The organism is Kitasatospora sp. NPDC087314 (assembly GCF_044744365.1).
Classification (GTDB): Bacteria; Actinomycetota; Actinomycetes; order Streptomycetales; family Streptomycetaceae; genus Kitasatospora.
The window spans coordinates 284,438-298,111 of the sequence record NZ_JBIUYE010000005.1 but is presented as its reverse complement, the minus strand read 5'-3'; the positions used below and the strand labels follow the sequence as shown (position 1 = coordinate 298,111).

Annotated in this window: 13 protein-coding genes; 1 reads left to right on the top strand and 12 read right to left on the bottom strand. The window is 71.4% G+C overall.

Annotated features, from left to right (window positions below; translation table 11 throughout):
- Positions 1–138: 138 nt before the first annotated feature.
- The 11 genes from rpoZ to pyrR form a co-directional block, all read right to left on the bottom strand.
- The gene (rpoZ, locus tag ACIO5E_RS13395; RefSeq protein WP_030240625.1) at positions 139–405 is read right to left on the bottom strand and encodes a DNA-directed RNA polymerase subunit omega; all 267 of its coding nucleotides are present in this window, start codon (positions 403–405) and stop codon (positions 139–141) included.
- Between the two features lie 37 nt (positions 406–442).
- Positions 443–1,000: a guanylate kinase gene (gene gmk, locus ACIO5E_RS13390; RefSeq protein WP_280682845.1), complete on the bottom strand. Its 558-nt coding sequence runs from the start codon at positions 998–1,000 to the stop codon at positions 443–445.
- Positions 1,001–1,048: 48 nt separating this feature from the next.
- On the bottom strand, positions 1,049–1,375 hold the full coding sequence (gene mihF / locus ACIO5E_RS13385; RefSeq protein ID WP_030056187.1) for an integration host factor, actinobacterial type: 327 nt from the start codon (positions 1,373–1,375) through the stop codon (positions 1,049–1,051).
- A 366-nt stretch (positions 1,376–1,741) separates the two neighbouring features.
- Entirely contained in the window at positions 1,742–2,575 is an 834-nt protein-coding gene (gene pyrF / locus ACIO5E_RS13380; RefSeq protein WP_400666822.1) for an orotidine-5'-phosphate decarboxylase, read from the bottom strand.
- A 34-nt stretch (positions 2,576–2,609) separates the two neighbouring features.
- Positions 2,610–3,725 carry a quinone-dependent dihydroorotate dehydrogenase gene (locus ACIO5E_RS13375; protein WP_400666820.1) on the bottom strand — a complete coding sequence of 372 codons (1,116 nt, stop codon included), beginning with the start codon at positions 3,723–3,725 and terminating at the stop codon, positions 2,610–2,612.
- A gap of 105 nt (positions 3,726–3,830) precedes the next feature.
- Positions 3,831–7,139 (bottom strand): carbamoyl-phosphate synthase large subunit, encoded by a 3,309-nt coding sequence (carB, locus tag ACIO5E_RS13370; protein ID WP_400666818.1) that lies wholly within the window; start codon positions 7,137–7,139, stop codon positions 3,831–3,833.
- Positions 7,132–8,289 carry a glutamine-hydrolyzing carbamoyl-phosphate synthase small subunit gene (carA, locus tag ACIO5E_RS13365; protein WP_400666815.1) on the bottom strand — a complete coding sequence of 386 codons (1,158 nt, stop codon included), beginning with the start codon at positions 8,287–8,289 and terminating at the stop codon, positions 7,132–7,134. The genes carB and carA overlap by 8 nt, the downstream gene beginning before the upstream one ends.
- Positions 8,286–8,852, bottom strand: coding sequence for a hypothetical protein (locus ACIO5E_RS13360; protein ID WP_400666813.1), 567 nt, complete (start codon positions 8,850–8,852; stop codon positions 8,286–8,288). The genes carA and ACIO5E_RS13360 overlap by 4 nt, the downstream gene beginning before the upstream one ends.
- Positions 8,849–10,153 (bottom strand): dihydroorotase, encoded by a 1,305-nt coding sequence (locus tag ACIO5E_RS13355; protein WP_400666811.1) that lies wholly within the window; start codon positions 10,151–10,153, stop codon positions 8,849–8,851. The genes ACIO5E_RS13360 and ACIO5E_RS13355 overlap by 4 nt, the downstream gene beginning before the upstream one ends.
- Positions 10,150–11,124 carry an aspartate carbamoyltransferase catalytic subunit gene (locus ACIO5E_RS13350; RefSeq protein ID WP_400666809.1) on the bottom strand — a complete coding sequence of 325 codons (975 nt, stop codon included), beginning with the start codon at positions 11,122–11,124 and terminating at the stop codon, positions 10,150–10,152. The genes ACIO5E_RS13355 and ACIO5E_RS13350 overlap by 4 nt, the downstream gene beginning before the upstream one ends.
- 5 nt (positions 11,125–11,129) lie before the next feature.
- A complete protein-coding gene (gene pyrR / locus ACIO5E_RS13345) occupies positions 11,130–11,753 on the bottom strand; it encodes a bifunctional pyr operon transcriptional regulator/uracil phosphoribosyltransferase PyrR (protein ID WP_400666807.1) in 624 nt (207 codons plus the stop codon).
- Between the two features lie 328 nt (positions 11,754–12,081).
- Between pyrR and ACIO5E_RS13340 the strand changes: the two genes are divergently transcribed.
- On the top strand, positions 12,082–12,585 hold the full coding sequence (locus tag ACIO5E_RS13340; RefSeq protein WP_031072501.1) for a transcriptional regulator: 504 nt from the start codon (positions 12,082–12,084) through the stop codon (positions 12,583–12,585).
- Positions 12,586–12,718: 133 nt separating this feature from the next.
- Here ACIO5E_RS13340 and ACIO5E_RS13335 read toward each other — a convergent pair whose 3' ends face one another.
- A complete protein-coding gene (locus ACIO5E_RS13335) occupies positions 12,719–13,660 on the bottom strand; it encodes a hypothetical protein (protein ID WP_400666805.1) in 942 nt (313 codons plus the stop codon).
- Positions 13,661–13,674: the final 14 nt, after the last annotated feature.

The window sequence follows — 13,674 nt, the reverse complement described above, 5'->3', positions numbered from 1 at the left end:
ACGTCTGGGACGTGCACACCCTACGGCCCCTCAGCCGTCGCGCGCACCGTGGTCGCGCCCACAGCCCCCGGGTACGCCGAAGGGCCCGGCGGAAACGATTCCACCAGGCCCTTCCACGGGAAATCTCAGCGCACCGCCTCAGGCGGCCTCGATCGCCTCGGCGGTCAGCATGCCGGCGTTGATCTCGCGCAGCGCGATCGACAGCGGCTTCTCGTGCACGTGGGTGTCGACCAGCGGGCCGACGTACTCCAGCAGACCCTCACCGAGCTGGGAGTAGTACGCGTTGATCTGGCGCGCGCGCTTGGCGGCGTAGATCACGAGGCTGTACTTGGAGTCGGTGGCCTCGAGCAGCTCATCGATCGGCGGGTTGATGATGCCCTCGGGCGCGGTCATGGAAGAGGACACGCGAAAACCTTCCGAAAGGGTGGAAAAGACAGACAGGTCAGGCTACACCGAGCAAGGCTAGCAGTTCGGCCGCTACCTGCTCGACCGAGGTGTTGACAAGGGTCGTGTCGAACTCGGTCTCGGCCGCGAGCTCGACCTTGGCCGCCTCCAGCCGCTTCTCGATCACGTCCTGCGGCTCGGTGCCCCGGCCGGTCAGCCGGCGGACCAGCTCGTCCCAGCTCGGCGGAGCCAGGAAGACCAGCTGCGCCTCGGGCATCGACTCGCGCACCTGGCGGGCGCCCTGCAGGTCGATCTCCAGCAGGACGGGCTCGCCACGGTCCAGCTTCTCCAGCACCGCCGAGCGCGGGGTGCCGTAGCGGTTGCCGGCGAAGACGGCCCACTCCAGCAACTCGCCGTTGGCGATCAGCTTGTCGAACTCGTCGTTGTCGACGAAGTGGTACTGGACCCCGTTCTGCTCGCCCGGCCTCGGGTGGCGGGTCGTCGCCGACACCGAGAGCCAGACCTCGGGGTGCTGCTTCCTCATATGAGCGACGACCGTGCTCTTGCCGACCCCCGAAGGGCCGGAGAGCACGGTCAGCCGCGGACGCTCACTCATGCACCGATTATCCCGGATCGCGGACGATCCCGGGACCACGGGGCACGGTCAGGCGGCACCGCCGCCGAACTCCCGCTCCAGGGAGGCGATCTGGTTCGTACCGAGGCCGCGGACGCGCCGGCTCTCGCTGATGCCGAGGCGCTCCATGATCTGCTTGGCACGGACCTTGCCGACGCCCGGAAGGGACTCCAGCAGGGCGGAGACCTTCATCTTGCCGATGACGTCGTTGTCGGCCTTTCCGGCCTTGATCACCTCGTGCAGGGAGGCGCCGGAGTGCTTGAGCCGGTTCTTGACCTCGGCGCGCTCCCGGCGAGCCTCGGCGGCCTTGGCGAGCGCGGCGGTGCGCTGTTCAGGGGTAAGGGGCGGAAGAGCCACGCCGTTCACCTCAGGGTGTGGAAGGAAGGGATTGAGCTATGACTGGTTTGGTTCCCAGGACACCGTCCGCAAGGAGAACCACAGGGCCCTTGACCTGCGGGAGCTACGAGATTCGCGGCTCGCCGATGACCTATCGCCGGACACTACCCGGATTGCGGCGCCGCGTCAGGAAAAGAACACGAAAAGTCCTGGTCAGCCAAGGCCGACCAGGACTTTCCAGGGCAAAATGACCGCGATTGCGAGACTTTGACACCGCCGATGTGACGGCGCTCACGTCAACTCCGGTGAGTCTCGGTGAGGCCGCACCGGGCTGCGCACACTGCGCAGGGTCATCGCCCCGCTACGCGTTCACGCCCGCGATCGCCGCTACTTCACCGCGTCCGCGTACTCGCCGGCGAACCGCTCGGCCGCCGAGCGCAGGGCCGCCACCGAGGGGCCGTGCTTGAGCACGTCGCGGCTCACGCTCGGCACCACGTTGATCACCGAGGCGCCGAACACCCGCGGCAGGTCGGCCATGGTCGCGCCCTGGGCGCCGATCCCGGGGGCCAGCAGCGGGCCGTTGACGGCCAGTTCCACGCCCGCGTCGGCCAGCGTCGCGCCGACGACCGCACCGAAGGAGCCCAGCGGCTCGGCATCGGCGTTCTCCGCCGCCAGCTGCCGCAGCACCGCCGCCGCGACCGATTCGCCGTCCGGGCCGACCGCGCGCTGCACCTCGCCGCCCTCCGGGTTGGAGGTGAGCGCCAGCGCGAACACGCCGCAGCCCTGCGCGCGGGCCAGGTCGAGGGCCGGGCGCAGCGAGCCGAAGCCCAGGTACGGGCTGACCGTGAGGGCGTCCGAGAACAGCGGGCTGCCGGGCGACAGGAAGGCCTCGGCGTAGGCGGCCATGGTGGAGCCGATGTCGCCGCGCTTGGCGTCCATCAGGACCAGCGCACCGGCCGCCCGGGCCTCCTCGACGGACTTCTCCAGCACCGCGACGCCCTTGCTGCCGAAGCGCTCGAAGAAGGCGGCCTGCGGCTTGAGCACGGCCACCCGGTCGGCCAGCGCCTCGACGACGGTGCGGCTGAAGGTCTCCAGGCCGGCGAGGTCGTCGCCGAGCCCCCAGGCGGCGAGCAGGGAGGCGTGCGGGTCGATGCCGACGCAGAGCTGGCCGCGGGTGTCGAGGGCCTGGCGCAGCCGGGCGCCGAACGGGGCGAGGGTCATGTCGTCCTTTCCGAAGGGTCGTGGGATGGGAGGTTCAGGAGGCGGCCCTGGTGCCACCGACGGCGCTGCCGACGGCCGCGGCCAGGTTGCGGAAGCCCGCGGCCCGGACCCGGGCGGAGAGGCCCCTGTGGATCCGGCGGCACCAGAACGGGCCCTCGTAGATGAAGGCGCTGTAGCCCTGCACGAGGTCCGCGCCGTGGATGATCCGCTGCCAGGCGTCCTCGGCGGTCTCCACGCCGCCGACCGAGACCAGCGTCAGCCGGCCCTCGGTGCGGGCGCGCAGGCGCTGCAGCACCTCCAGGGCGCGGGCCTTGAGCGGGGCGCCGGACAGGCCGCCCATGCCGATCTCCTCGACCCGGGCGGGGTCGGCGAGCAGGCCGTCGCGGCCGATCGTGGTGTTGGTGGCGATGATGCCGTCCAGGCCCAGCTCCAGGGCGAGGTCGGCGACCGCGTCGACGTCCTCGTCGGCCAGGTCGGGGGCGATCTTGACCAGCAGCGGGACCCGGTGCGCGGTGGTGCGGTCGGCGGCCTCGCGGACGGCGGCCAGCAGCGGACGCAGGTGGTCCACGGCCTGCAGGTTGCGCAGCCCGGGGGTGTTCGGCGAGCTGACGTTGACGACCAGGTAGTCGGCGTACTTGGCCAGCCGCTCGGTGGACTTGACGTAGTCGGCGACCGCGTCCGCCTCCTCGACCACCTTGGTCTTGCCGATGTTGACGCCGATCACCGGGGTGGAGCTGGTGTGCGGGCGGGCGGCGAGGCGCGCGGCGACCCGGGCCGAGCCCTGGTTGTTGAAGCCCATCCGGTTGATCAGCGCGCGGTCCTCGACCAGGCGGAACAGCCGGGGCGCCGGGTTGCCCGGCTGGGGCTCGCCCGTGATGGTGCCGATCTCGACGTAGTCGAAGCCGAGCATCGCCAGGCCGTCGATGCCGACGCCGTTCTTGTCGAAGCCCGCGGCCAGGCCGAACGGGCCGGGCAGGTCGAGGCCGAGGGCGCTGGTGCGCAGCGCCCGGTCGCGCGGGGCGAGCACCAGCCGCACCAGCGTGCGCAGGCCGGGCACCGAGGAGGCCAGCCGGATCCAGAAGAAGGCGAGGTGGTGGGCCTTCTCCGGGTCCAGCTTCTTGAAGACGAGATCGAACAGCAGCTTGTACAAAACCCAACTCCCGGATCAGGGCCCGGATCTGAGCGTGAGCACCCGGACCAGGGCATGGAAGTGGGGGGCACCCGTCTGGCGTCGGTGCCCCCCACTGCGGTGGTGCTACTTGCGGCCGGCGTTGATCAGTTCGGCGTGCTCCTGGAGCGACATCACGCCGACCTCGTCGCGCAGCAGCGCGTCCATGCCCTGGACGGCCGCGCCCATCGCCTGGACGGTGGTCAGGCAGGGCACGCCGCGGGACACGGCGGCGGTGCGGATCTCGTAGCCGTCGAGGCGCCCGCCGGTGCCGTACGGCGTGTTGATGATGAGGTCGACCTCGCCGTCGTGGATCAGCTGGACGATGGTCCGCTCGCCGTTCGGGCCCTCACCCTCGCTGTGCTTGCGCACCAGCGTGGACGGGATGCCGCCGCGGTGCAGCACCTCGGCGGTGCCGGCGGTGGCGAGCACCTCGAAGCCGAGGCTGACCAGCGCGCGGGCCGGGAAGACCAGGTTGCGCTTGTCCCGGTTGGCGACCGAGACGAAGACCTTGCCCCTGGTCGGCAGCGCGCCGTACGCACCGGCCTGGGCCTTCGCGTAGGCGGTGCCGAAGACCTTGTCGATGCCCATGACCTCACCGGTCGAGCGCATCTCCGGGCCGAGCACGGTGTCCACGCCGCGGCCGTGGACGTCGCGGAAGCGGCTCCACGGCATCACGGCCTCCTTGACCGAGATCGGGCAGTCGGCGGGCAGCGTGCCGCCGTCGCCCTCGGCCGGGAGCAGGCCCTCGGCGCGCAGTTCGGCGATGGTGGCGCCGAGCGAGATCCGGGCGGCGGCCTTGGCCAGCGGCACCGCGGTCGCCTTGGAGGTGAACGGCACGGTGCGGGAGGCGCGCGGGTTGGCCTCCAGCACGTACAGGATGTCCCCGGCCAGCGCGAACTGGATGTTGATCAGGCCGCGGACGCCGACACCGCGCGCGATGGCCTCGGTGGAGGTGCGCAGACGCTTGATGTCGAAGCCGCCGAGGGTGATCGGGGGCAGCGCGCAGGCGGAGTCGCCGGAGTGGATGCCGGCCTCCTCGATGTGCTCCATGACGCCGCCGAGGTAGAGCTCGGTGCCGTCGTACAGCGCGTCGACGTCGATCTCCACCGCGTCGTCGAGGAAGCGGTCGATGAGCACCGGGTGCTCGGAGATCAGGCCGGCGTGGCGCTCCAGGTAGGAGGCGAGCGAGGCCTCGTCGTAGACGATCTCCATGCCGCGGCCGCCGAGCACGTACGACGGGCGGGCGAGCACCGGGTAGCCGATCTCGTCGGCGATCGCCTTGGCCTCCGCGAAGGAGAACGCGGTGCCGTGCTTGGGGGCGGGCAGGCCGGCGTCGCGCAGCACGCGGCCGAAGGCGCCGCGCTCCTCGGCGAGGTCGATCGCCTCGGGCTGGGTGCCGACGATCGGCACGCCGTTGTCCTTGAGCGACTGGGCCAGGCCGAGCGGGGTCTGGCCGCCGAGCTGGACGATCACGCCGGCGAGCGGGCCGGCCTGCTGCTCGGCGTGGACGATCTCCAGCACGTCCTCCAGGGTGAGCGGCTCGAAGTAGAGCCGGTCGGAGGTGTCGTAGTCGGTGGAGACGGTCTCCGGGTTGCAGTTGACCATCACGGTCTCGTACCCGGCGTCGGCCAGCGCGAAGGAGGCGTGCACGCAGGAGTAGTCGAACTCGATGCCCTGACCGATGCGGTTCGGGCCGGAGCCGAGGATGATCACGGCCGGCTTGGTGCGCGGGGCGACCTCGTTCTCCTCGTCGTAGGACGAGTAGAAGTACGGGGTCTTGGCGGCGAACTCGGCGGCGCAGGTGTCGACGGTCTTGAACACCGGGCGGATGCCGAGCGCGTGCCGGACCTCCCGGACGACGTCCGGCTTCAGGCCGCGGATCTCACCGATCTGCTGGTCGGAGAAGCCGTGCCGCTTGGCGTGGCGCAGCAGCTCGGGGGTGAGCTCGGCGGCCTCGGTCAGCTCGCCGGCGATCTCGTCGAGCAGGAAGAGCTGGTCGACGAACCACGGGTCGATCTTGGTGGCCTCGAACACCTCCTCCGGGGTGGCGCCGGCCCGGATGGCCTGCATCACGGTGTTGATCCGGCCGTCGGTCGGCACGACCGCCTTGACCAGCAGCTCGGCCTTGTCCCCGACCGGGCCGGTCCAGGAGAACTGGGAGCCCTTCTTCTCCAGCGAGCGCAGCGCCTTCTGCAGCGCCTCGGGGAAGTTGCGGCCCATGGCCATGGCCTCGCCGACCGACTTCATGGTGGTGGTCAGCGTGGCGTCGGCGCTCGGGAACTTCTCGAACGCGAAGCGCGGGACCTTGACCACGACGTAGTCGAGGGTCGGCTCGAAGGAGGCCGGGGTCTGCTCGGTGATGTCGTTGGGGATCTCGTCCAGGGTGTACCCGACGGCCAGCTTGGCGGCGATCTTGGCGATCGGGAAACCGGTGGCCTTCGAGGCGAGCGCCGAGGAGCGGGAGACGCGCGGGTTCATCTCGATGACGATGACCCGGCCGTCGTCGGGGTTGACGGCGAACTGGATGTTGCAGCCGCCGGTGTCGACGCCGACCTCGCGGATCACGGCGATGCCGATGTCGCGCAGGATCTGGTACTCGCGGTCGGTGAGCGTCATCGCCGGGGCGACGGTGATCGAGTCACCGGTGTGCACGCCCATCGGGTCGAAGTTCTCGATGGAGCAGACGACCACGACGTTGTCGCTCTTGTCGCGCATCAGCTCCAGCTCGTACTCCTTCCAGCCGAGGATGGACTCCTCCAGGAGCACCTCGGTGGTCGGCGAGAGCGCCAGGCCCTGGCCGGCGATGCGGCGCAGGTCCTCCTCGTCGTGGGCGAAGCCGGAGCCGGCGCCGCCCATGGTGAAGGAGGGGCGGACGACGACCGGGTAGCCGCCGAGCGTGTCGACGCCGGCCAGCACCTCGTCCATGGTGTGGCAGATGACCGAGCGGGCGGACTCGCCGTGGCCGATCTTGGCGTTGACGGCCTCGACGACGCCCTTGAAGAGCTCGCGGTCCTCGCCCTTGTGGATCGACTCGACCTTGGCGCCGATGAGTTCGACGTTGTACTTGGCGAGCACGCCGTTGGCGTCCAGCGAGATCGCGGTGTTGAGCGCGGTCTGCCCGCCGAGGGTCGGCAGCAGCGCGTCGGGGCGCTCCTTGGCGATGATCCGCTCGACGAACTCCGGGGTGATCGGCTCGACGTAGGTGGCGTCGGCGATCTCCGGGTCGGTCATGATCGTGGCCGGGTTGGAGTTGACCAGGACGACCCGCAGGCCCTCTGCCTTGAGGACGCGGCAGGCCTGCGTGCCCGAGTAGTCGAACTCGGCGGCCTGGCCGATCACGATCGGGCCGGACCCGATCACCAGGACGGACTTGATGTCAGTGCGCTTAGGCACGCTTGCCCTCCATGAGCTCAACGAAACGGTCGAAGAGGTAGGCCGCGTCGTGCGGGCCGGCAGCCGCTTCGGGGTGGTACTGCACGCTGAAGGCGGGGACGTCCAGCGCCTGGAGGCCCTCGACCACGTCGTCGTTGAGGCAGACGTGGGAGACCTGGACCCGGCCGTAGGGGGTGTCGCTCACCTTGTCCAGCGGTGCGTTCACGGCGAAGCCGTGGTTGTGCGCGGTCACCTCGACCTTGCCGGTGGTGCGGTCCTGCACCGGCTGGTTGATGCCGCGGTGGCCGTACTTGAGCTTGTAGGTGCCGAAGCCCAGCGCGCGGCCGAGGATCTGGTTGCCGAAGCAGATCCCGAAGAACGGGGTCCTGCGCTCCAGCACGCCCTGCGCGACGGCGACCTGGTGGTCAGCGGTGGCCGGGTCGCCCGGGCCGTTGGAGAAGAAGACGCCGTCCGGGTTGACCGCGTAGAGGTCCTCCAGGGTGGAGTTGGCCGGCAGCACGTGCACCTCGATGCCGCGCTCGGCCATCCGCTGCGGGGTCATCCCCTTGATACCGAGGTCCAGCGCGGCGACGGTGAACCGCTTCGTGCCGATCGCGGGCACGACGTACGCCTCGGTGGTGGCCACCTCGGCGCACAGGTCGGCGCCCTTCATCTCGGGCGACTGCTGCACCCGGGTGAGCAGGGTGGCCGGGTCGGCCAGCTCCTGGCCGGAGAAGATGCCGCAGCGCATCGCGCCGCGCTCGCGCAGGTGCCGGGTGAGCGCCCGGGTGTCGATGCCGCTGATGCCGACGACGCCCTGGCGGACGAGCTCCTCGTCCAGCGAGCGGGTGGAGCGCCAGTTGGACGCCACCCGGGCGGGGTCGCGCACGACGTAGCCGGCGACCCAGATCTGCTTGGACTCGTCGTCCTCGTCGTTCCAGCCGGTGTTGCCGATCTGCGGGGCGGTCATCACGACCACCTGGCGGTGGTACGACGGGTCGGTCAGGGTCTCCTGGTAGCCGGACATGCCGGTGTTGAAGACCGCCTCGCCGAAGGTCTCGCCGATCGCGCCGTAGGCCTGGCCGCGGAAGGTCCGGCCGTCCTCCAGGACGAGCACAGCGGGCATGCGCTCCCGCCGTTGGCGCTGCGTGGTGGGGGCAGGTGCGGTCATTGAGCGGCCTCTTCCGTCTTCGTCTTCGTACGTGTTGCGAGTTGAGCGATCGCCTCGACCCAGGCGGCGTGCTCGTCGGGGTGGTCGGCCCGGAAGCCCGAGTCCAGCTCGGTGCCCTCGTGCGCCCAGGTGACGACGAGCAGTCCGGCCGGGACGACCTTTCCGGCGATCCCGGAGTCGGTGCGGGCACCGGTCAGGTGCCCGGCCGGGATCCAGAGGTCGACGTCGCCGGGGCGCTGCACCAGCAGGCCGTCCTCGCCGAGGGTGAGGTCGGCGCGGCTGCGGGTGCCCAGGCCGTGCGCGACGACCCGGTCGAGCCAGTTCCCGGCCGTGGTGGTGCCGTGGTACCGCCCGCTGGTCTCCAGGATCTTCCGTCCGGCGCCGGCCGGCACGGCGGGCAGCGGCGGGATGCCGGACTGGAGGGTGCGCCGCCAGTTCCAGCCCTGCCGCATCAGCCAGTAGACGAGGCCGATCACGATCAGCAGGCCGACGGCCCAGCCGATGTACCCGGGCCAGTTGGTGACCTTCGCCTGTTGCTGGGCGAGTCGGGCCAGGCCGGTCACGCCACGCCGCCCTGCTCGGCGAGCTCGCCGGCCAGCACGGTGGCGCGCCCGCGCAGGAAGGTGGCGTGCACCCGTCCGGGCAGGTCAAGGCCCTTGTAGGGAGTGTTGCGGCTGCGGGTGGCGAAGCTGTCCGGGTTCACGGCACCACGGTACGCGGGATCGAACAGCACCAGGTTGGCCGGCTCACCGACCGAGACGGGCCGGCCCTGTCCGGCGAGACGGCCGATCCGGGCCGGGCGGTGCGACATCCGGTCCGCGACGCCCTCCCAGTTCAGCAGGCCGGTGTCGACCATGGTCTGCTGCACGACCGACAGCGCGGTCTCCAGGCCGACCATGCCCATCGCGGCGACGGCCCACTCGCAGTCCTTGTCCTCGTCCGGGTGCGGCGCGTGGTCGGTGGCGACGGCGTCGATGGTGCCGTCCGCCAGCGCCTTGCGCAGCGCCTGGACGTCCTCGGCGGTGCGCAGCGGCGGGTTCACCTTGTACACCGGGTCGTAGGAGCGGACCAGCTCGTCGGTGAGCAGCAGGTGGTGCGGGGTGACCTCGGCGGTGACGTCCCAGCCCTTGGCCTTGGCCCAGCGGATGATCTCGACCGATCCGGCGGTGGAGACGTGGCAGACGTGCAGCCGGGAGCCGACGTGCGCGGCGAGCAGCACGTCCCGGGCGATGATCGACTCCTCGGCGACGGCCGGCCAGCCGCCGAGCCCGAGCTCGCCGGAGACCTGGCCCTCGTTCATCTGGGCGCCCTCGGTGAGCCGCGGCTCCTGGGCGTGCTGGGCGACGACGCCGTCGAAGGCCTTGACGTACTCCAGGGCGCGGCGCATCAGCACCGCGTCGTCCACGCACTTGCCGTCGTCGGAGAAGACCCGCACGTTCGCGGCGGACTCGTGCATCGCGCCCAGCTCGGCGAGCTTCTTGCCGCCCAGGCCGATGGTGACGGCGCCGACCGGCTGCACGTCGCAGTAGCCGGCCTCCTGGCCGAGCCGCCAGACCTGCTCGACCACGCCGGCGGTGTCGGCCACCGGGGTGGTGTTGGCCATCGCGTGCACGGCGGTGAAGCCGCCCATCGCGGCGGCCTGGGTGCCGGTGAGCACGGTCTCGGCGTCCTCGCGGCCGGGCTCGCGCAGGTGGGTGTGCAGGTCGACCAGGCCGGGCAGCGCGATCAGGCCGCGGGCGTCGATCTCGATGTCCGCCTCGACCGCCAGGTCGGTGCCGATCGCCTTGATCACGCCGTCGGCGAGGTGGAGGTCCTGCGGGGCACCGCCGAGGATCTGGGCGTTGCGGATCAGGTAGGTGGTCACTGAGCGGTCTCCACGGAGTCGGTGCGGGCGTCGTTGAGGGTGGCTCCCCCGAGCAGCAGGTACAGGACGGCCATCCGGACCGAGACGCCGTTGGCGACCTGCTCGACCACGGTGCAGCGCGGCGAGTCCGCGACCTCGGCGGTGATCTCCATGCCGCGCACCATCGGGCCGGGGTGCATCACGATGGCGTGGCCGGGCAGCTGGGCCATCCGGGTGCCGTCCAGGCCGTAGCGGCGGCTGTACTCACGCTCGGTCGGGAAGAACGCGGCGTTCATCCGCTCGCGCTGCACCCGCAGCATCATCAGCGCGTCCGTCTTGGGCAGCACGCTGTCCAGGGAGTAGCTGATCTCGCAGGGCCAGTTCTCGATGCCGATCGGCAGCAGCGTCGGCGGGGCGACGAAGGTGACCTGGGCGCCGAGGGTGGTCAGCAGGTGGACGTTGGAGCGGGCGACCCGGCTGTGCAGGACGTCGCCGACGATGGTCACCCGGCGGCCCTCCAGGTCCTGCCCGAGGCCGGGGTTGAGGTGGCGGCGCATGGTGAAGGCGTCGAGCAGCGCCTGGGTGGGGTGCTCGTGGGTGCCGTCACCGGCGTTGATCACGCTGCCGTGCAGCCAGTCGGACTGGGCGAGGCGGGCCGGCGCGCCCGAGGCGTGGTGCCGGATGACGACCGCGTCGGCGCCCATCGCCTGCAGGGTGAGCGCGGTGTCCTTGAGGCTCTCGCCCTTGGAGACCGAGGAGCCCTTGGCGGAGAAGTTGATGACGTCGGCGGAGAGCCGCTTCTCGGCGACCTCGAAGGAGGTCTTGGTACGGGTCGAGTCCTCGAAGAAGAGGTTGACGACGGTGCGGCCGCGCAGCGTGGGCAGCTTCTTCACGGCCCGTCCGGAGAGCTGGGCCAGCTCCTCGGCGGTGTCCAGGATCAGCAGCGCGTCGTCGCGGGTGAGATCGGCGGCGGAGACGAGGTGGCGCTTCACGCGGGTTACTCCGGGAGGTGCGGTTCGGACGGCCGGGAGGCCAGGGCCTGGGAGGAGCGCGCGGTGTAGTCGCGGTCGCCGACCAGCACGGCGTCCACGCCGTCGCTGTCGGACAGGCGCACCTGCACGGCCTCGCGCAGCGAGGTGGGGAGGTTCTTGCCCACGTAGTCGGCCCGGATCGGCAGCTCGCGGTGGCCGCGGTCGACCAGGACGGCGAGCTGGACGGCGCGCGGGCGGCCGATGTCGTTCAGCGCGTCGAGCGCGGCGCGGATGGTGCGGCCGGAGAAGAGCACGTCGTCGACCAGGATGACGAGCTTGCCGTCGATGCCGCCGGGCGGGATCTCGGTGTGCTCCAGGGCGCGGGCGGGCTTGAGCCGCAGGTCGTCCCGGTACATGGTGATGTCCAGGGTGCCCAGCGGGATCTCGCGCCCGGTGATCTGGGCCAGCCGGCCGTGCAGGCGGCGGGCGAGGTGGACGCCCCTGGTGTGGATGCCGAGCAGCACGACGTCCTCCGCGCCCTTGGCGCGCTCGACGATCTCGTGCGCTATCCGGGTGACGACCCGGGCGATGTCCGTGCCGTCCAGCACCTGGTGCGGCGGTCGCGGCGTCGAATCTTGGTGTGTGGTCATGCCGAAGCGGACCTCCTTCCCCGCCTCACAGGACGGGTCTTAAAGGATGTCTGGGACAGCCCCGCCACCTGGCGTGGGCTTCGGGTCATCCTATCAGCGGGCCGGGAGGTAAACGGACGCCCACCATTCCGCTTCACCGGGTTAACGCCCCGGACGCGTCACCGATGCGGGCCATTCGCACGACTGCCCCATTCGGCTTGACGCAGCTACCTCACTCTACGTAACCTCACAGTGAGTTACGAGACGGACGTCGAACCCACCGGTAACGGCGTCGGCCATCGCCCGTAACCCACCACTGAACGCGAAGCAATCTCGTCCGGGGAGATCAATGTCCAGCGACTACGCGAAGCAACTCGGAGGCAAGCTCCGAGCGATCCGCACTCAGCAGGGTCTCTCCCTGCACGGTGTCGAGGAGAAGTCCCAGGGGCGCTGGAAGGCAGTCGTCGTCGGCTCGTACGAGCGCGGTGACCGTGCGGTCACCGTGCAGCGGCTGGCCGAGCTGGCGGAGTTCTACGGCGTCCCGGTGCAGGAGCTGCTGCCCGGCGGCACCCCCGGTGGCGCGGCCGAGCCGCCGCCGCGACTGGTCCTCGACCTGGAGAGACTGACCCAGGTCCCGTCCGAGAAGGCCGGCCCGCTGCAGCGCTACGCTGCGACGATCCAGAGCCAGCGCGGCGACTACAACGGCAAGGTGCTGTCGATCCGCCAGGACGACCTGCGCACCCTGGCGGTCATCTACGACCAGTCGCCGTCGATCCTCACCGAGCAGCTGATCTCCTGGGGCGTGCTGAACCCCGACGCGCGCCGCGCGGTGCGCGAGGAGGAGGCGAGCTGACGCTCGCCGCACCGGCCCCCGCCGGCTCGGTCCGCCTTCCGGGCCAAGCAGAAACGTCACGGCGCGGCACCCCGCATCCCGGGGGCCGTGCCGTTTCGCGTGCGGTGACCACCGCCGTGCCGAAGGGCGCGCCTCAGCAGACCGTCCCCAGGCTGTAGCCGGGCTGCGCCGCCACGCCGTCCAGCCGTACCGGCCGGGCCGCCGGCGCCCAGTCCTGCCCGCTGCTCGACCAGGCCCAGGAGGCCGGCCGGAAGTGCTCGTCGGCGGCTCCGCCGCGGGCCCCGCCGGCCGCCGCCGAGCCCTGCGAGCCGTGCAGCACCGCCACGCCCGGCAGCTCCAGCGCCAGCCCGGCGCACAGCACCGCGCAGACCAGCTCCAGGTCCTCGTCGTTGATCCGTACGACGCCGTCCTCCCACTGCAGCACCCGGGCCGCGGCGGCCAGCCGCCCGCCCGGCGCGTCCACCCGCAGCCGCAGCTCGTACACCCCGGCACCCGCACCGACCAGCATCCGGCGGAACACCTCGCCGCCGCGCTGGTGGGCGGCGCGCACCCACCGGGTGTGGTCCTCGTCGGCCCCGCCCGCGCCCCCGTACAGGCCGCCGTCCAGCAGCAGGTCGGCGTGGCAGAGCGTCAGCCCGTTCTCCCGGGCCCGGACCAGGCGCGGCACGAAGTCCCCGGCCAGCTCCTCGCCCTGATAGGCCAACAGCTGGGTCCGCAGCGGCGGGTTGACCAGGTAGCGGTCGCGGGCGGCCGGCTCGGCCGGGTCCAGCCCGTGCAGGACGCAGAACTCCTCGAAGTCCTGCGGGTGGAACATCCGGGCCCGCACGACGTCGAAGCGCTCCGCCGCGTCGGCCAGCAGCTCGGCGGTGTCGGCCAGGTAGCTCTCGAAGTCGGCGGCGTTCGACACGCCCCAGGCGCGGGCCCGGGCGAAGTCCGCCGCGCTGGTCAGGATACCGATGACGAAGGCCTGCTCGGCCCCCTCGACCCGCTGCCGCTGATGCGGCGCCCGCACCGTGGGTCGCGGGCCGCCGGCGGTGCAGTCGGAGTTGCGGCGGGCGCGGCCGTGTCGACTCATGCGCCCACCTCGAC

What these genes read in the sequence shown, in the direction of transcription:
- pyrR (WP_400666807.1), bottom strand. Translation starts at nt 11,753, where the DNA reads ATGACCACACACCAAGATTCGACGCCGCGACCGCCGCACCAGGTGCTG.
- ACIO5E_RS13340 (WP_031072501.1), top strand. Translation starts at nt 12,082, where the DNA reads ATGTCCAGCGACTACGCGAAGCAACTCGGAGGCAAGCTCCGAGCGATC.
- ACIO5E_RS13335 (WP_400666805.1), bottom strand. Translation starts at nt 13,660, where the DNA reads ATGAGTCGACACGGCCGCGCCCGCCGCAACTCCGACTGCACCGCCGGC.
- gmk (WP_280682845.1), bottom strand. Translation starts at nt 1,000, where the DNA reads ATGAGTGAGCGTCCGCGGCTGACCGTGCTCTCCGGCCCTTCGGGGGTC.
- pyrF (WP_400666822.1), bottom strand. Translation starts at nt 2,575, where the DNA reads ATGACCCTCGCCCCGTTCGGCGCCCGGCTGCGCCAGGCCCTCGACACC.
- carA (WP_400666815.1), bottom strand. Translation starts at nt 8,289, where the DNA reads ATGACCGCACCTGCCCCCACCACGCAGCGCCAACGGCGGGAGCGCATG.